At 45.2% G+C, this 18004-nt stretch carries 9 protein-coding genes and 5 pseudogenes; 2 read left to right on the forward strand and 12 right to left on the reverse strand.

All coding sequences use genetic code 11. The annotated features are described in order from the left end of the window. The 8 genes and pseudogenes from JCR24_RS14985 to JCR24_RS15010 form a co-directional block, all read right to left on the reverse strand. Positions 1–179, reverse strand: a pseudogene (locus JCR24_RS14985) (IS982 family transposase); the annotation flags it as partial. Between the two features lie 108 nt (positions 180–287). Beyond that, positions 288–548, reverse strand: a pseudogene (locus JCR24_RS17605) (RHS repeat-associated core domain-containing protein); the annotation flags it as partial. A gap of 143 nt (positions 549–691) precedes the next feature. Continuing rightward, the gene (locus JCR24_RS14990) at positions 692–1063 is read right to left on the reverse strand and encodes a hypothetical protein (protein WP_238980882.1); all 372 of its coding nucleotides are present in this window, start codon (positions 1061–1063) and stop codon (positions 692–694) included. 750 nt (positions 1064–1813) lie between these two features. Next, positions 1814–2041, reverse strand: a pseudogene (locus JCR24_RS17615) (RHS repeat-associated core domain-containing protein); the annotation flags it as partial. Positions 2042–2221: 180 nt separating this feature from the next. Continuing rightward, the gene (locus JCR24_RS14995) at positions 2222–2701 is read right to left on the reverse strand and encodes a hypothetical protein (RefSeq protein ID WP_015374290.1); all 480 of its coding nucleotides are present in this window, start codon (positions 2699–2701) and stop codon (positions 2222–2224) included. Positions 2702–2759: 58 nt separating this feature from the next. Beyond that, a pseudogene (locus JCR24_RS15000) lies at positions 2760–3677 on the reverse strand (RHS repeat-associated core domain-containing protein); the annotation flags it as partial. 54 nt (positions 3678–3731) lie between these two features. Then, positions 3732–4472, reverse strand: coding sequence for an immunity 26/phosphotriesterase HocA family protein (locus JCR24_RS15005; protein ID WP_238980883.1), 741 nt, complete (start codon positions 4470–4472; stop codon positions 3732–3734). Continuing rightward, positions 4462–11451, reverse strand: a complete 6990-nt coding sequence (locus tag JCR24_RS15010) for a DNRLRE domain-containing protein (protein WP_238980884.1) — start codon at positions 11449–11451, stop codon at positions 4462–4464. Before JCR24_RS15010 ends, JCR24_RS15005 begins: the two co-directional genes overlap by 11 nt. Positions 11452–11842: 391 nt before the next feature. Between JCR24_RS15010 and JCR24_RS17620 the strand changes: the two are divergent. Together JCR24_RS17620 and yyaC are read left to right on the forward strand one after the other, a co-directional pair. Next, positions 11843–11953 (forward strand): annotated as a pseudogene (locus tag JCR24_RS17620) (GNAT family N-acetyltransferase); the annotation flags it as partial. 159 nt (positions 11954–12112) lie between these two features. Then, the gene (gene yyaC / locus JCR24_RS15020; RefSeq protein ID WP_063192288.1) at positions 12113–12664 is read left to right on the forward strand and encodes a spore protease YyaC; all 552 of its coding nucleotides are present in this window, start codon (positions 12113–12115) and stop codon (positions 12662–12664) included. 84 nt (positions 12665–12748) lie between these two features. Here the strand turns inward: yyaC and ptsP are convergent, their stop codons facing one another. The 4 genes from ptsP to glcT form a co-directional block, all read right to left on the reverse strand. Further along, entirely contained in the window at positions 12749–14470 is a 1722-nt protein-coding gene (gene ptsP / locus JCR24_RS15025) for a phosphoenolpyruvate--protein phosphotransferase (RefSeq protein WP_238980885.1), read from the reverse strand. Beyond that, positions 14470–14736, reverse strand: a complete 267-nt coding sequence (locus tag JCR24_RS15030; RefSeq protein WP_011230496.1) for a phosphocarrier protein HPr — start codon at positions 14734–14736, stop codon at positions 14470–14472. Before JCR24_RS15030 ends, ptsP begins: the two co-directional genes overlap by 1 nt. Before the next feature lie 106 nt (positions 14737–14842). Then, positions 14843–16861: a glucose-specific PTS transporter subunit IIBC gene (ptsG, locus tag JCR24_RS15035; protein WP_238980886.1), complete on the reverse strand. Its 2019-nt coding sequence runs from the start codon at positions 16859–16861 to the stop codon at positions 14843–14845. A gap of 232 nt (positions 16862–17093) precedes the next feature. Further along, positions 17094–17951 carry a glucose PTS transporter transcription antiterminator GlcT gene (glcT, locus tag JCR24_RS15040; protein WP_011230491.1) on the reverse strand — a complete coding sequence of 286 codons (858 nt, stop codon included), beginning with the start codon at positions 17949–17951 and terminating at the stop codon, positions 17094–17096. Between the last annotated feature and the right edge of the window lie 53 nt (positions 17952–18004).

Below are 18004 nucleotides of genomic sequence, written 5' to 3' on the forward strand. Positions count from 1 at the left end.
AGCTTTCCTAAAAGATGAATGGCGATGATGACAGCGTCCTCTTGCTTGACCAAATGGCGATTTCGACGATGAAGATGCACCTGAATGCATGAAAGTTGAGCAGAAACAAAAACGAAAATGGCGGCATATTGCTTTTGAATCTTGGCCCGATCTGTAGTAAAATGAAAGTGCTCTTGCATAGGGATCCTCCTTTTTAATGGTTGGTTGCACTTTCATTTTAAGGGGATCCTCATGCAAGGGCTATTTTTATGCTTGTTTGAGTTTATCTAGCACCACGGGTTATGTGATATTTTCTTAGCAGCTTTAATCCGTCCCCCGCCTATAAGTCCTAACGCCGCCGCAGCCGCGACACCTTTCCATCCTTTTCCCGACTTGTATGCCTTATACGCATCATAAGCTGCAAACCCTGCATTGATGGCCAACCATACCCAATGCCCATCCGGATCGACCAACATCACCGGATTATTGTTCGCATACGCATACCCATTCTGCGTGAGGATATCGTCTGCATCCCCTGGGTCTGGATCCAAGGAAGGGAACACACCGTGCCCTAGACAATAAGAAAGCTGCTTAACGGAACCCCATAGGATAAAAAAACAGAAGGACGAATTTGCGTCCTTCTGAAGAAAAATTTTAAACTGTCAATCTGGTGAAAAATGATTCAACTTTGATAATATTTTAGAGCTATTCATTATGCTTCTCTTAATTTTACAGAGGTATAACGCTTTGAATTTTTCTCGTAAAGCGCTATTTCATCATCACTTATCCACATTAAATGACCTAAAAACCTATCGTAAATAAGTTCATCGGGTTCAGTTGACACTATTTTTTTTTCAAGTAATACTTTATCTTTTCTATCTTTAATCACCATCTTTATTGTAAAATCATACAGATCGTGATTACAATGTACCTCAGCTTTGTATTTTTTATTTGGACTTAATTTAGGCTTGTTCCAAATAAACTCATTAATATAGTTTAACTCCTTTACTCTCTCATAAGCTTCTTGAAAAGGATTAGGATCCCAATTTTTTCCTCTAATAACAAAATCGAGGCTATTTTTCAACAGTTCTAGGATCTCTATTTTTTTTTGTTATCTGGATACTCTAGAAATTCTTGAATATTATATGGCACTAAGACTTGACAAAAACCATCAAAACATCCTAATAGTTTCATCTCGGGGTAATTACCACAATGGAAATTTAACTGCCTACAATCAGCGGTTTTATATTTTTTATCAAAGACCCGTTCATACAATTTGGTAATACATCTAGTTTGAAAAGAAAAACTTTTTTTAACGTCGGATATCCCTTCTTCTCCTAATAATAGAAATGTTTTCAGTAACATAGCTTACCCCTTTCTTTATGTTATCACGGTCTGACATGAAGATACATATTACCCCCAGCTTTTCTCACTGCATAAGCTCTTCCTCTCTCCCACTTTAGAGCTTTCTCTCTTCCATAAATATTTCTCTTAACAATCCGAGCATAGTATCTTTGATACCCCGCTTTTTTATTCCACTTATTGACCTGACGGTTAGCCTAGGTGATGTACCGTTTTTGTTTAGCTTAGCACCACTAATACCTACTTTAACTATACGTTTTTTACCGTTAACTATTTCATAAATTTCATACCCATGATGAATCCTCTTTGAGAATCGACTATTACCATGCACAGCTTTAATAATTTTACTATATAAGTTGAAACTTTGTTTTACATCCAGTAGAGCGCCCACCGCATTCTATCAAAATGACTTGTTATGAAGGAAAACAGAATCGAACAATCGGAAAATCTTTATTGCAACTTATATAGCAGCTTTGAACTTGCCACCAAAACCAACAAAATTGATAGCCGCCGCAGCTGCGACACCTTTCCATCCTTTTCCTGACTTGTATGCCTTATACGCACTATAAGCCGCAACCCCTGCATTGATGGCCAGCCAGACCCAATGCCCATCTGGATCCACCAACATCACTGGATTGTTGTTCGCGTACGTATATCCGTTTTGTGTAAGGATATCATCCGCATCCCCTGGGTCTCTATCATCTATGATACAGACGACACTCCTATAATTTAGCATGTGGTACTCTTATACCAACAAAATAAACTGTCCTCTACTTAGATTGTTATACATCCTATAAATTTCCATTTAGTTAAAATCTTTTGCCTTTTACAAAGGACTTCTTAATAAATCGCCATTATTTGACACAAAACAGCGCTCGAATTAATTGTTAATTGTGTTTGACCCTGAAATGCTTATATTTAAAACTCTCGCAAAATCTTTAATTACTGTTTCAATTTCCTTTTTTATTTCTAAAGGCGGTAAATTGATTATATATCCCTTTTTTGATGAAAAAAACGGTTTGTTGACATTCCAAATATGGATATTTTCTATTAAATACCCATCTTCTTCATTACCAATTAATTTTCCACTTGAATCTTTAATAGCTAAACAAACAAAAGAATAGTAATTTGTTTCAAAGCATTGACCTTTTTCCATACCATGCTCCTCAATACCTTTCAAAGCATCAACTTCATTAATTCGTTCTAATTTAATATCTAAAATATAGCCATTTTGGACAAAAAATTGCTGATACTGGTTAAGTATATCCACGATTATTTCTTCAATTTGTTCTTCTAGTTCGAAAACTCTCGTTTTTGATAATTCATCCAGTTTGACGGCCTTAAACTTTTTTTTCTTCATCTCTAATTCCTCCTAATATAAAGGTGGAACTTAACAGAGTTCCACCTTTATTTATAAGTTATCCCTTAATACGTTTACCATACCATGTCCAACGTTTAGTTCCTTTACTACTTCTTCTAAATTTCCCCTGATAATAGCTCCACCTATTTAACTGCCAATGATAACCATGACCGTTATGAGGGGGATGAAATTCGAATGATTTATATGTGTATCCTATACCCTTACGAGTTCTCCATTTAACACCATAATACTCTCCTATTTTTCCAACTTTAATAATTCTTCCACCTCTTGCGGCCCAATAAGCTATTTTTCCAGCTCCACCAATAGCGACACTGGTTATTGCTCCTCTTATGGCACTCTTCCCTAGTCCTTTCCAAAATCTTTTGGATCGGTAATTTTTTCTATTTTCCCATGCATATATGCCTGCATCAATAACTGCACCACTAAGAGCAGCAGCAGCCCACCATGCAAATTTTCCATCAGGATCTACCATCTTGACAGGATTGTTGTTCGCATACGCATACCCATTCTGCGTGAGGATATCGTCCGCATCCCCTGGGTCTGGGTCTAAAGATAGGAACACGCCATGCTCTGGGTGGTAGTACCGAGCAATCAGATAGTAGAGCCCCGTTTCGTTGTCATATTGATATCCCGCATAGCGGTATGGATTTTCATCCGCCACAGCGCCCGATTTTGACAGAAGGTTGCCCCACGCATCGTATTGGTAACGGGCCACGATGTTTCCTTGCGCATCCGTTAGGGCAATGACATCGCCATGGGCGTTATAGTGATAAAAGTACGTCGCATTGCCTTTTTTCATGGCAAGGAGTTGCCCGTTTTCTCCGTATATATATGATCTTACCACATTTCCACTCGCATCGGTTTCATACAAGACGTTCAGGCTGTCGCCTTGATAATGGTAATTCGTAATGACGTCATTGACATCCTTTTGGATGTACCGACTGTCTTCACTGTACAATAAAAAGGTTATCCCTTAAATCACGGGATAACCCTAAAAAAGCTAAATACATTATTTCTGATTTTGTTTCTCGTAGTATGAATTAATAAGCATCTCCACTATATTACTACTACCAACCAAGCCAATTGGATTTTTTATTTTTTCCCCTTCCTCTTTAGAAATAGGCTCTAATTCTGCTATTGGTGTATTCGCATCCCCTCGACTAACAAAATATTCCTTGCCATTGTAAAACACAAAATCAGGTAACTCATATTCTTCAGGGTTGAATTTCCCTTTAGACAATTTTCCAATAATTTTCCATTCTTTATTAACGATTCCATATATTCCACTGTTAATAGTATATAGAACAGAAAGTTTTTCAAATTGATTACTAAAGTTTTTTATATCTAATATTTCATTAGTGAAGATATCGAAATATTGTATATAGATGTCATCCTTTAATCCTTTTCCTTTTACTACTAAACCATAAGCATATTTTTCAATTTCTTTAAGCGGGATTGCGAATACAATACCTGGTTCAATATTAGGCGTCTTTCTTTTCTTTTTCAATTTAAAATTTACATCGACGATTTCCATTTCCCCTAATTGTTCATTAATATTTGAATCAAGTTGTAAAGCCTCCAAGATTAATGCTTCCAATTCAGCTACCGTTGGCATTCTTTCTAAATCTTCTTGATAAATTTTTTTGATTTCTAAGAGCGTATCACTTAACAAATCGATTGCATCATCACTTAAAACAACTGTTTCCTTGTTCTTTATGCTTTCCCAGAATGACATAGTATCACCAACCATATCTTCTTATTACTTCTTTATAAATACTTCTAGATTCATTCATATATTTTCTATAATTTTTATTTCTTTTACTAATAGGTCTTATCTTGTTTCTAAGCTTACTTTTTCCACCGTGTTTCAAATATAGGCGGTGTTCTAATCCACGAGCTTGTCCCCAGGATAGATTGCTAGCAACTTCTTGAAAATCTAAATCAGGATGGTTTTTACTATGGGCATATCTTCTCTTCTTAATATTTTTAGTTCTTCCGACATATTTTACTACATTCCCTTTCTTTAAGACATAAACAGAGTGTTTTGCCGCTTTGAGCCTTCCTCCACCGACAAAACCGATAGCCGCTGCAGCCGCGACACCTTTCCATCCCTTTCCCGATTTGTATGCCTTATACGCTTCATACGCCGCAAACCCTGCATTAATTAACAACCAAGGAAGGTGCCCATCCGGATCGACCAACATCACCGGATTATTGTTCGCATACGCATACCCATTCTGCGTGAGGATATCGTCTGCATCCCCTGGGTCTGGGTCTAAAGATAGGAACACGCCATGCGTTGGATGATAGTATCGGGCAATTAAGTAATAGAGACCCGTTTCTTTGTCATATTGATATCCCGCATATCGGTATGGGTTTTCCTCCGCCAAGGCACCGGATTGAGAGAGAATATTCCCCCATGCATCATATTGATAACGGGCAACGATGTTTCCTTGTTCATCCGTCAGGGCGATGACATCGCCATGGGCGTTATAGTGGTAAAAATACGTTGCTGTGCCTTTCTTCATGGCAAGGAGCTGACCGTTTTCTCCGTATATATACGATCTTACCACATTTCCGCTTGCATCGGTTTCATACAGAACGTTTAGGCTGTCGCCTTGGTAATGGTAGTTCGTAATAACACCATTCACATTCTTTTGAATACGGCGACCGTCTTCATCATATTGGTACGTCACAAACGGCGTGCTTTCGCCTTTTCTTGTGATGGAGACGAGCTGGTCGGCTGCGTTCCATTCATATCGATACTGGCCGTCTTCCAATCGGTTGCCGTTCGCATCGTACGTGATTGTTTCGTCACCGAAACGAACCAACTGATTCGCCGCATTATAATCAGCCGTGGTCGTCGTCGACTGCCCATCCTTCGTTTTCACGACTTGCGTGCGATTGCCGAATCCATCATACGTATACTCGATCTTTGTTCCATCCGGCAGCTGCTCTTCCACTAATTGGTCTAGGGCATCGTAACGGTAGACGGTCGTTTCCCCCGTTGGGGATTCCACTTTCGTCCGGTTGCCGTTTTCATCGTAACGGTACGTTTCCGATAAAATTTCTTTTCCGTCCGCCGTACCGACCGAAACGCTTTCCACGAGGCCGCGGTCATCATACGTAAAGGTCGAACCGGCTCCGTTTCCCGTCGTGAAGGTGCGAACGTTTCCTCTCTCGTCATAGTCAAAGCGGTACGTATACGTTCCATCTTGGACGACCGTATTTTGATCCAATGCATTATATTGGTAATTGATCGTTTGGCTAAAGGACCCATGTGAGAACATGAACTGTTGTAATTTATCCGATGTCGTCGGATAGGTCCACTTTTGTAATCCTCCGCGGTCGGATTGTTCAATGACACGATTCGCGGAATCAAATTTTCTTGTCTTGGTCGTACCGTCTTTTAAATATTGTACAGAAAGTTCGTTTCCGTTTTTGTCGTAACTAAATTCGTAATACGGAACGTTGTTGTAAGAAATCGTTTTGACCCTTTCCGTTCCGTCATACGTCCATTGAATCGTGTTTCCTTTCGGCAAAACCGTTTTGATTTTATTTCCGTTGGCATCATATTCATTCGTTGTCACATCATTCAACGGACCGACGGTTTTAATGAGTTTACCGGTCGCATCATAAGAATAGGCAAATGTTTGAGACTGGCCGTCGCTGGTTCGAATGACTTTTGAAGTCATATTGCCATTTAAGTCATAATCGTAGTTGACGGAAGTACCGTTCGCTAACAACAGCTGTTTTAAGCGATCCGATAAATCATACGTGTACTCTTTCTTGTTTCCTTTCTTATCGTACTCGCTTAACAGGTTTCCTACGGCATCATAATTCTTTTTCGCCACATAGCCTTCTTCATCCACTTCTTCCGTGACATAATTTCCGCTTGCATCATACTTGTTTTTCGTCACCACGTTTCCTTCCATTAAACGGATCGCGTCAAACCATACCGTTCCCGTGTAATTGCCACGGAAGACAGCGGATATGTCGATTTTATCAATTGGCTTGGAAGGTTGAATCGAAACGGCGGCACGGTTCCAATCTTGATTGCCAGTAGGGAAATCGGCGGTATACGTTTGGGTCGTTCCATCCACAAAGTATACTTTAGCCGTAATGGAATAATCGCTTGCGCTCACTGTGCCATTGGCTTTTACATTTTCAGCTTTCGAAACCCCAGTAAGCGTAAGGTTAATTGGTGCATCACCAGATGTTTGGCCAACGATGATGGTCTGCTTATACTCACTTGCCGATTGCGTGGTGCTTGTTCTAGATATTTTTAGTGAGTACCCTCCATCAAATGATTGTGTAGAATCTACGCTTCCTCCTGTTCCACTCCAATTCGTGGTGGTTCCTTCAAAACTACTATTTACAACTGGGTTGTAGCTGGAAGAAACCTGCGCTTCTTCCAATTGAACATTATCAAACCAGGCTTCTCCGGAAGCATCTGGAGACTTATGATCGACCTCTAAATAGACGCGAATTTTGGCTGCATTCGAAGGAGTAGTAAACGTCACTTGCCGCTCTGTCCAAGGTCTTGTGCCTGTAAGTTGGCTATAACGATGATCCGCCCAAGAAATCGTTTGATTTTGACTATTCATGAATTGAACATTGAAAAAGGCATTGGCTTTCGTTAAATTCGTTTTGATCTTCCCGCTTAACGTATACGTGGTATTTGGTTTCACTGTGATTTCTTGGGTAGCCGCTACATAGCCAAGTTCTGTATTAGGAGAAGTAGAGTCAACGACGATTTTTAACGTTTTTCTCCCTGTCAATCCATTATAGACATTCGTGTCTTCCAGTAATTGCCCAGAATCATAATGACTGAGAAGATTCCAAGCTGTGATTCCTTGTTCAAAGCCGCTATTAGAGAGCAAATTCGTCGCACTGCCTAATGTATCGCTTTCTTCAATGATATTCCCATAGGCATCGTACTTCGATACAGAAGACGTTTTTCCCGATTGATCCGTTTCGGATACAGGATTTAAGCCATCATAGGCAATCGTGGTTGTATCGCCTTCCGTATCTGTCATGGAGATGACATCATTATTTTTGTTATACTCGTATGTTTCCGTACCATAACGATCTTTCGCCGTTAACACATTCCCCTTGGCGTCATACGTATATGATTCAGTAGGATTCGCTGCATTTTGATCATTCGGATCCCGTGATTCTACTAGATTATTTCCCTCATAAACATAGCTTGTCGTAATGTTTAAGCCATCTACGTCTTCGATAATTTGAATTGGGTTCGCTGCTTCATTAAATTTATACTGAATTTTACGGCCATTCGGTTGCGTTACGACAAGTTGTCGTTTTGTTTGGTCATAGTTCATCGTATAGATGCGGTTTTCAGGATCAATCGCTTGGCTTAGCCTGTCGCCATGATAAATGAACTGATTAACGACCGGTTTTGCTTCCGTATGCGTCGGTTCCAATACTTTCTCTAATCGACCAAGTTCATTATATTGGTATCTCGTTACTTCCCCGCCCGTCTGGGTTACTTTTGTTAACAAGTCGTTGTTATACTCATACGTGATTGTCCGATTCATTGGGGCGGTAATTTTCTGGATTCTGCCGCTTGCGTTGTACTCCATACTCAGTTTTCTGCCCGACGCATCGGTAATCGACACTAGCTTTCCGTTAGAATAACTGTAGGTAGTGGCATTCCCATGTCCATCTACGATTTTAGTTAACTTGCCGTCACTTTTTTGAAAGTGGATTTTCGTTTGATCTTTTGTCGTCAGTATATATTCATCGGTTGTTTCGCTTAACTCCAAGTAAACACCTGTCGGGGCTTTATACGTGCCGTCGGATAATTTCGTGAATATATGGAGCGTGCCATCTTCATCCGTAAATCTTGCTTCATTTCCTTGGGCAACGATGTTCATTTCCGCATCGCTATGCCATCCTTTTCCAAACAATCCAACCGATGTGGATAAACTATTGTAAGTTCTTGTGATTTCAAGCCCCGGTCCTCTTCCGGAAATCGAAACATCGTCTTCGTCTATAATCAGATTACCGGTAGCGGCATTCACGCTGCCATACGGAACATCAATAATGGACCAGTACTCTTCTTTTCCTAAATACTCATTCGCCTCCGGAATTTTCACCGTCAATGCATTACTGGAAAATACTGTTTCCCCATCCGCATTGTATGCACTGAGTCGGAAGTAGTAATTGGTGCTTGTGGCGTATTTTGTCCCCATTTTCGCATACATGGGGGAAGGATCTTTCGGAAGTTCCAATCCTTTTCCATCATGATGCAACGTTAAGGTGCTGGAATCCCCCTGTTGGATTTCCTCCGGAGTTGGCCAAATTCCTTTGTTTTGTGTCGTCCAATGGTCCACGTCTCCTACATCAAATGCTTCATAGTAAAGTCCATTGAAAATCCACACTTTATACCCTGTCGCTCCAGGAATCTTATCCCAGTTTAACATGACATAGCCAGAGTTGCTCCCCGATTGATTGCTGTAAGCAAATCCGGAAGGCGCTGATGGCACTGGCAAATCTGGAATACTAGGCATATACGCATCAGAAAAGACGGTTTCCCCTTGAGAGTTATAGGCACTTACTCGAATCCAGTAGTTCGCAGCTGTTGCGTATTTGGTTCCTGCATTGGCATAGACCGGAGACGGGTCAACAGCTAATTCCGTGCCAAGACCATCGTTTACATGCAACTTATATCTACCTGCTTGAATTTCCGTAGATGTTGGCCAATACTTTTTGTTTTTCGTTGTCCAAGAAGTGACGTTCCCGACATCTAACGATTCATAGTAGGAACCGTTAAAAATCCAAATTTTATACCCCGTCGCTCCACTCACAGGATTCCATTTGAAATCGATATATCCTGTTCCATTTCCGTTTGTATAACTTACCCCCGTCGGAGCAGATGGTTTTGCCAAATTCGGAATGGTCGGCATATACGCGCCTGACATGGCGCTTTCGCCTTGAGAAAAAATCGCACTGACTCGGAACCAGTAGTTCTTGCTGTTTGGATAGCTTCCGCCTGAATTTCGATAGACTGGGGAAGGATCGACAGCCAACTCCGTCCCTAACTGATCTTGATGCAGGTCATATCTTCCAGCACTAATTTCAGAAGGGGTCGGCCAAATTTTTTTCCCTTTTGTACTCCAGGAAGTAACATTGCCTACATCAAACGCTTCATATGATTTCCCGTTATAAATCCAAACCTTATAACCCACAGCGCCGGGAACCGGATCCCATGATAAATTGATATATCCTGTGCCATCCCCATTGCTGAAGACCGTTCCTGTCGGCGTATTGGGAACGGGTATCGTATACGTAACAGACAAATATGGTTTATAGCTGCTATTCGTCGTGGAAACGACTTTTTTCCAATACGTTTGTCCATTGCCATTCGTATGAAGTTTCAATCCGTAATTCGGTTTTGTACCAGATGCCCATTCTTTTACCGTATTCGTGACATCAAATTGCGCCCACTGGTCTCTTGCGACATCGACCTTGCCAATGTTGGTGGAGGAAGGTTGATTACTCCATGTTAACGTGCTCGCGGACCATGGACCGTTGACAACATCTAGCCATAGACCTGTTGGCGTCGTTGCATAGTACGAATGGGTGACATAGACATGGAATGTGGCACTCGTCACGTTCATATTTTTGATGCTCGATAGATCTGGGTTCAAAAAGCCATAGCAAGTGCCTGTTGTTCCATCATAATAACCCACTTTCAAAACGTATTGTCCCTGTGCAGAGTCCCACTTGCTTGATGAGGAACTATAGTTGGTTGTGGGATAGGCGCTCATTACAAATGCATCGGTAGACACATTAATGGAAGTACTCGGATCAATATAAACAGGGTATACACGTTTAGGATCCTTCAGCCACTCCGGGTCGGCTTTGATCGTTAAAATATATCCTTGATCATCCTGTTGTAATTCATACGTTACATTCTCTGAGCGCTGCACCTCGCCAGAGCGTTCATCGACATTCGAATCCACCATAAACGGCTTCGGCAGCTCAAAAACCCTTTCATTTTCTTTATTTGTAAATAAAATGGAGCCATCGTCTTGAATGTCTGCATGTAAATTCGTTTTCAGACGGAATTTGAAAATATGATAGCCAGCAAACGAATGAAGAACCAAATCTTCTTTTGTTGACTCGTTAAATGCAATATTTTGCAGGTCTATGCTCGGAAAAATGTTTTTGTGAACAATTTTGTTGTCTTTTTTCTTATAGACGGCGGCAACATCCTTCGCTTTTATCGGTTGTGCGTTATTGCCTGCCGCCTCTAAAATAGAATAGGAAATCGAATATCCATTGTAATGGAACGTGGCGTATTCTCCATCGACCATCTTTTTATAAAAGTTTGTCTCCAAAATGGTATTCTCTGTTTCAACGTAATTCGTATTATTGGTGCTATCCGTTAGGCTAGAAGATACTTCCTCAAATAGTTTTTGTCCCTTTTTCTTCACATGAATAGGCTCAAAGTAAATCTTCTTGGTAAACGTGCCATCGCCGTTGTAGTAAACCTTTGTATTCTCAGTTCTTTCCTCTATGATTTCCCCTGGCTTGAGATCACGTTTCAGAGCTTCCGGCACCTTTGGCGGCCCCTCTTTTGGCGCCACACGGTCAACCCCTGATCGGATCGTTTCGGCAAGCCCCTTTGTCGGGACGCTTGACATCACTAAAGCCCATACGATCATCCAAACCAACCATCGTCGCAAACGAATGTTTCTCATATGCTCTCCTTCTCGATTTCCATTACTTTTACAATCAAATTGTATCTTTCCTCCTCCCTGCCATCCATCATTTTCGACAGACAAAGTTCGACATGGTTTTTCATTTTCTTCGGAAGCTTTTGCGAGTAAACCAATTTGTATGTGAAATGGAGAAAGAGTCCTAAACGAAGATTGCCAGTGGTTGCTTGCGATGGTGATCTTGATCACTTAGCGAAAGGCTGTAAATGATCGTTTTATTTGAACACCAAGCTACCCGCTTTCCGTGAAAATCCCGTCGGCAAGCGGTGATTTTCATCCCCGGGTCGAGGGCAAACTTGTCCATGGACCTTTCTTGGCGCTTTTTCTAGGTTTCGGTTATGATGAGGGTAAAACGAACGAAAGGGGGATCGGCATGTACGATAAACGTTTATACGTCTTTGACGGCAACACCCCGCGCGAAGCGGTCATCCGCAACTATACGACAGACGACTTTGCTGATCTCATCCGCGTGCAGCAAGAAAGTTTAGAAGACGAAGAATCGCTCAACCATGCCGTGTTAATGGAATGGCGCAACCCGTTTAAGCAAACATAAGGAAAAATTTGCAACCCTGAAAAGAAAGGAATCGCCGGCAGCGGCCGCGAATAAGAAAAGGAGACTATAGACAGAAAGGAATCGCGATTGATGAGGACGATTTCCTACAGCGATCCGCTCGCTCCTTTGCTCATTCGCAATGAACTGTTTTCCTTGCTGCCGGCGCACATCCGTCATCTGACCGTCGTTTGCATCGGCAGCAATCGCATCAACGGCGACAGCTTAGGGCCGTTCGTCGGCACGCTGCTGGAAAACGCTTATCCGGATCATTTGACCGTCATCGGCACGCTCAGGCAACCCGTCGATGCGACAAACATCCGACGCGTTTCCGAACAATTGCAAAACGAACACGGAGCATATGTAGTGGCGATCGACAGCATTGTCGGGCCGCAGCCGTTTGTCCATACGATCGCCATCCGCCCTGGCGCCCTTTCCCCTGGCACTGCGCTTGGCAAATCGCTGCCATCGATTGGCGACATCAGCATGATGGGCGTCGTGATGGAAGATACCGCCGATATGAGCGCACTTCCGTACACGAATTTGCACATTGTTTACCAAATGGCGAAAGTCATCGCTTTAGGCCTTTCACTTACGATCCGGCAGCGGTATGGCTATGAATCATCGACACCGCTGTTGGCTTGAACAGAGCGCGGAAACATATGTCTTGCCTTTAAAGGCAAAAAAAGGCGCAGCGGCCGATTCATGCCGCTGCACCTTTCGCTATGATCAAGCCATATGGAACGTTCGTTTGACAAACGACACTACTTCCTCAGCCGTGCCGAGCGACAACACCGTCTCTTTGATGCGGGCCGCCTCTTCTTTCGCCAGTTGTTTCAACTGAGCGCGCGCTGGCAAAATCGAGGTGGCGCTCATGCTGAACTCATCAAGGCCAAGGGCAAGCAAAATCGGAATGGCGATCGGGTCGCCCGCCATTTCCCCGCACATCCCGACCCATTTTCCTTCGCGATGTGCGGCATCGATCACGTGGCTGATGAGCCGCAAAATGGCCGGGTTGTACGGCTGGTACAAATACGAAACACGCTCATTCATCCGGTCGGCCGCCATCGTATATTGGATCAGGTCGTTCGTTCCGATGCTGAAGAAATCGACTTCTTTCGCAAACTGGTCCGCCATGACGGCGGCAGCCGGGATTTCCACCATCATGCCGACTTCAATGTCATCGGCGACCGGGACGCCTTGGCGGAGGAGCGCTTCTTTTTCTTCGAGTAAAATCGCTTTCGCTTGGCGGAATTCATCGAGCGTCGCAATCATCGGGAACATGATTTTCAAATTGCCGTGCACGCTCGCCCGCAGCAAGGCGCGCAGCTGCGTGCGGAACATGTCTTGCATTTCCAGGCAAAGGCGAATGGCTCGAAACCCTAAAAACGGGTTCATCTCTTTTGGCAAGTGTAAATACGGGAGCTCTTTGTCGCCGCCAATGTCAAGCGTCCGGACGACGACCGGCTTGCCATCCATCTTTTCAAGCACCGTTTTGTAGGCCGCAAACTGTTCGTCTTCCGTAGGCAGCTCTGATCGTCCCATGTATAAAAATTCCGTGCGATACAACCCAATCCCTTCCGCCCCGTTGGCTAACGCTCCTTTCACATCGTCCGGCGTGCCGATATTGGCCGCCAGCTCAACGTGCACGCCATCAGCGGTAACCGTCGGTTGATCGACAAGCTTCGCCCATTCCGCTTTTTGCTCCTCATAGCGAGCCCGCTTCTCTTCATAACGCGCAAGCAGCTCCGGGGACGGATTGACGACGACTTGACCGTCAAGTCCATCGACGATGACAATGTCGCCGTTTTGCACTTCCGCCGTAATCGCCTTCGTGCCGACGACAGCCGGGATTTCGAGCGAGCGGGCCATAATGGCCGAGTGCGACGTTCGCCCGCCGATGTCGGTGGCAAATCCTTTCACATATTGGCGGTTCAGCTGCGCCGTATCGGATGGCGTCAAATCCTCAGCGATAATGACGACCTCTTCGGAAATGAGGCTCGGATTGGAGATCGTCACGCCAAGCAAATGGGCGAGGACGCGCTTCGTCACATCGCGGATATCGGCGGCCCGCTCTTTCATATACTCATTGTTCATGCCTTCAAACATGGAAATGAAAAACGATGCCGTTTCATGGAGCGCATATTCCGCATTCACTTGTTCTGTTTTGATTTTTTCCTTAATCGGGTTCAGCAATTCTGGGTCGTCAAGCACAAGCAAGTGGGCGGCAAAAATGGCGGCTTTGTCTTCACCAATCTTTTCCAAGGCATGCTGTTTGATGGCTTCCAGCTCTTCTTTCGCTTTCGCGACCGCCGCCTCAAGCCGCGCAATTTCCGCCTCGACGTCGGCGACCGTCCGTTTTTCGGCCGCCAAATGAGGCGTTTCCAAGCGGTATGCCTTGGCGATGGCGATGCCGCTTGAAGCGGCGATGCCATGAATCGTCTTTTCCATTATTCCGCAAGGCCTTCCTTTGCCAACGTATCGGTTAACGCCGCCATTGCTTCTGCCGCATCGGCCCCTTCTGCCGTGATTTTGATCGTCGCCCCTTTCGGAATTCCTAACGACATGACGCCCATGATCGATTTCAAGTTCACCGTTTTGCCGTTGTACTCAAGCTGGATTTCGCTGTTGAATTTGCTCGCCGTTTGCACCAAAATCGTCGCCGGACGAGCGTGGATGCCGGAATCAGAAACGACTTTAAACGTTTTTTCTGCCATGTTCATCATTCCCCTTTTCTTCAATTTTTTCTTTGCCATCATATCAAATGCAGGGGCGGGGAGGCAACGGAAAATGCTTGGTCCCGCCCCGCCGCGAATAAGCAGTTTAGCTGATCGTCACAACAGCGTCTTCTCCTCGAGCAACCGGGCCTTGCTTGTTGACGTGAACCGTTTCGCCGGCTTCGAGATTCGTGAAAATCACCGGCGTGACAATCGATGGCGCGTTCTGTTTTACATAATCAAGGTCGACGCGCAAAATCGGCTGCCCTTTTTTCACTTCGTCGCCTTCCTTGACAAGCGCTTCAAACCCTTGGCCGTTCAGCTTCACTGTGTCGATGCCGACGTGGATTAACATTTCATGCCCGCCGGCCGACTGAATGCCAATGGCGTGCTTCGTCGGAAATACGTTGATGATTTTGCCATCAACCGGAGAGACGACCGTGCCGTCCGTCGGCATGACCGCGAAGCCGTCGCCCATCATTTTTTGCGAAAACACTTGGTCCGGCACTTCAGCGAGCGGAACGACCTCTCCTGACATCGGCGAAGCAATCGTTTCGGACTTCGCGGCTTCCGAGGCCGCTGCTTTCGGTTTCTCTTCCGCCCGGGCCGGCGCTTTTCCTTGCATGATGTCTTGAATTTGCCCTTTTAACATATCCGATTTCGGACCGAAAATCGCTTGCACGTTGTTGCCGACTTCAAGCACCCCTGCGGCGCCGAGCGCTTTCAACCGGTCTTTATCGACCCGGCCGATATCATGGACCGAAACGCGCAAACGCGTAATGCATGCGTCCAAATGTTCGATGTTTTCCTTTCCGCCAAGGGCGGCGAGCACTTCGTACGGCAGATCGCCAGCGGCGGCTGCCTCGGCTTTCGGTGCTTCCTCGACCGTTTTTTCCCGGCCCGGCGTCGCCAAATCCCATTTGCGGATCGCAAAGCGGAATCCGAAATAATAAATCACGGCAAACACCAAGCCGACCGGAATGACAAGCCACCATGCCGTCCGGTTTGGCAGAACGCCAAACAGCAAGAAGTCAATGACCCCGCCGGAGAAGGTCATCCCGATTTTGACGTTCAACAGGTGCATGATCATAAACGACAAGCCGGCAAAGACGCAGTGAATGGCAAACAGCGCCGGGGCGACGAACAAGAACGAAAATTCGATCGGTTCGGTAATCCCGGTCAAAAACGATGTCAACGCGGCCGACCCCATGATGCCGGCAACGACTTTTTTGTTTTCCGGTCGCGCTTCGTGGTAGATCGCGAGCGCCGCTGCCGGGAGACCGAACATCATAAACGGGAATTTCCCGGTCATGAACGTGCCGGCCGTCAATTTGACCCCGTCTTTCAGTTGCTCGAAAAAGATTTTTTGATCGCCATGGACCACTTGCCCGGCTTTATTGACGTACTCGCCAAATTCAAACCAAAACGGTGCATAGAAAATATGATGCAAACCAAACGGAATGAGCGCCCGTTCGATGACGCCGAAAATGAACGCGGCCAACGTTTTGTTCGCATCGATCATATTGTGCGAAAACGCATTGAGCCCGTGCTGAATCGGCGGCCAAACGAATGTCATGAGAATGCCAAGCACGACTGCGGACGCCGCCGTCACGATCGGCACGAACCGCTTGCCGGCGAAAAAGCCGAGATATTGCGGAAGTTCGATATTGAAGTATTTGTTGTACATGTACGCTGCCAAAATCCCGACGATAATCCCCCCAAATACGCCGGTTTGCAGCGTCGGGATGCCGAGAATGTTGGCGTACGACGGGTCGGCGCCGATCATATCGGAAGTCACGCCCAAGATGACGCTCATCGTCACATTCATAATCAAGTAGCCGATGATCGCCGCCAAGCCCGCGACCCCGTCCCCGCCGGCAAGGCCGATCGCCACACCAACCGCAAACAAGAGCGACAAGTTGGAGAAGACGATGCCGCCTGCTTGCTCCATCACATTGGAGATGAGCACGACCCAGTCGGCTTTGAGCGCCGGAATTTTGTCAGTGAGCGCCGGGTTTTTCAAGGCGTTGCCAAGCGCCAACAAAATCCCGGCCGCCGGCAAGATCGCCACCGGCAGCATGAGCGCTTTCCCGACCTTTTGCAGCGTGCCAAACGCTCGTTTCATCTTCATAACCTCCTTTAGTTTCCTTTTCTTAAGTTTTACAGCAAACGACCGATTCATGTACCGAAAATGAAGCGGGCGTTTCCGAGGGAGCCGGCGCAATAAAAAAGGCATGACTAAAGAGAGACAAAAAGAACGCTTACAACAGCGCAAAGATGAATTCGCAGCTGTTGCCGCCTTATTTGCCCTCTTTACTCATGCCTGATCGAGTCAGTAACACGTAAAGCGAGACAACCTATGCAGTTGTATTGTTCTTTTTCTCCGCCAGCCGTTGCAAATGCAACGTCAAATAGACCGCCTCGGCATCGTCCGCCGGCAGATGAAGCGTTTGCTGCATGACTTTGACCAACTTCCATGCTAGATTATAGCATAATGGATACGCTTCCTTCAAGATTTTCGACAAATTTTTTGGTTCTTCGACTTTTTCGCCTTTTTTCATCCGCTCAATCGCATAGCGCAAGTGACGGACAAACCGCAAATAATGAACGCTCTCGCGGTCGATGTCAACGCCAAGCTGTTGCTCGACGATCTTGACAAGATCAGCAATGAGCTGGGAATATCGATTCGCTTCCGACACGCTTTGCTTGGAAATCGCGCTATGAATATGAAGGGCAATAAAGCCTGCCTCTCCTTCAGGCAGCACAATCCCGAGCTTTTGTTCAATCATGCGGGCCACTTCATTGGCAATTTCATATTCCAACGGATACAAGCTTTTCGTCTCAGCCAAAAACGGGTTTTTGACATCCAATCCTTGTTCAAGCCGCTTTAATGTAAAAGCGATATGGTCCGTCAGCGCCACATGGATGTGCTCGTCGAGCGGCGCGCCCACGCGTTGCTGAATATGTTGAACCACCTCGCTCATGAGGGCGATGAATTCTTCGCTCAATTCCGGAAGCAGCTTTTTGTATTGCTCTTGTTCGCGTTCGTTTTTCAGAACGAAACATTTTTCCACAGCGCTCTTGGCAATCTCGTCCCCCCGTTTTTTGCCGAAGCCGATTCCTTTGCCGAGCAAAACGACTTCGCCATATGCCGGATGGGAAGCGATTAACACGTTGTTGTTGAGCGTTTTTTCGACGCGAAACGGCTGTTCCATCAGCCTCCCTCCTTTCCGCACCCATCGTCTGCCGCTAGTCTATGCAGACTACA

Origin of the sequence: Geobacillus sp. YHL (genome assembly GCF_022341265.1) — a bacterium.
Taxonomy (GTDB): Bacteria; Bacillota; Bacilli; order Bacillales; family Anoxybacillaceae; genus Geobacillus; species Geobacillus thermoleovorans.

What these genes read in the sequence shown, in the direction of transcription:
- JCR24_RS14995 (WP_015374290.1), bottom strand. Translation starts at nt 2,701, where the DNA reads ATGAAGAAAAAAAAGTTTAAGGCCGTCAAACTGGATGAATTATCAAAA.
- JCR24_RS15005 (WP_238980883.1), bottom strand. Translation starts at nt 4,472, where the DNA reads ATGGTTGGTGATACTATGTCATTCTGGGAAAGCATAAAGAACAAGGAA.
- JCR24_RS15010 (WP_238980884.1), bottom strand. Translation starts at nt 11,451, where the DNA reads ATGAGAAACATTCGTTTGCGACGATGGTTGGTTTGGATGATCGTATGG.
- yyaC (WP_063192288.1), top strand. Translation starts at nt 12,113, where the DNA reads ATGAGGACGATTTCCTACAGCGATCCGCTCGCTCCTTTGCTCATTCGC.
- ptsP (WP_238980885.1), bottom strand. Translation starts at nt 14,470, where the DNA reads ATGGAAAAGACGATTCATGGCATCGCCGCTTCAAGCGGCATCGCCATC.
- JCR24_RS15030 (WP_011230496.1), bottom strand. Translation starts at nt 14,736, where the DNA reads ATGGCAGAAAAAACGTTTAAAGTCGTTTCTGATTCCGGCATCCACGCT.
- ptsG (WP_238980886.1), bottom strand. Translation starts at nt 16,861, where the DNA reads ATGAAACGAGCGTTTGGCACGCTGCAAAAGGTCGGGAAAGCGCTCATG.
- glcT (WP_011230491.1), bottom strand. Translation starts at nt 17,951, where the DNA reads ATGGAACAGCCGTTTCGCGTCGAAAAAACGCTCAACAACAACGTGTTA.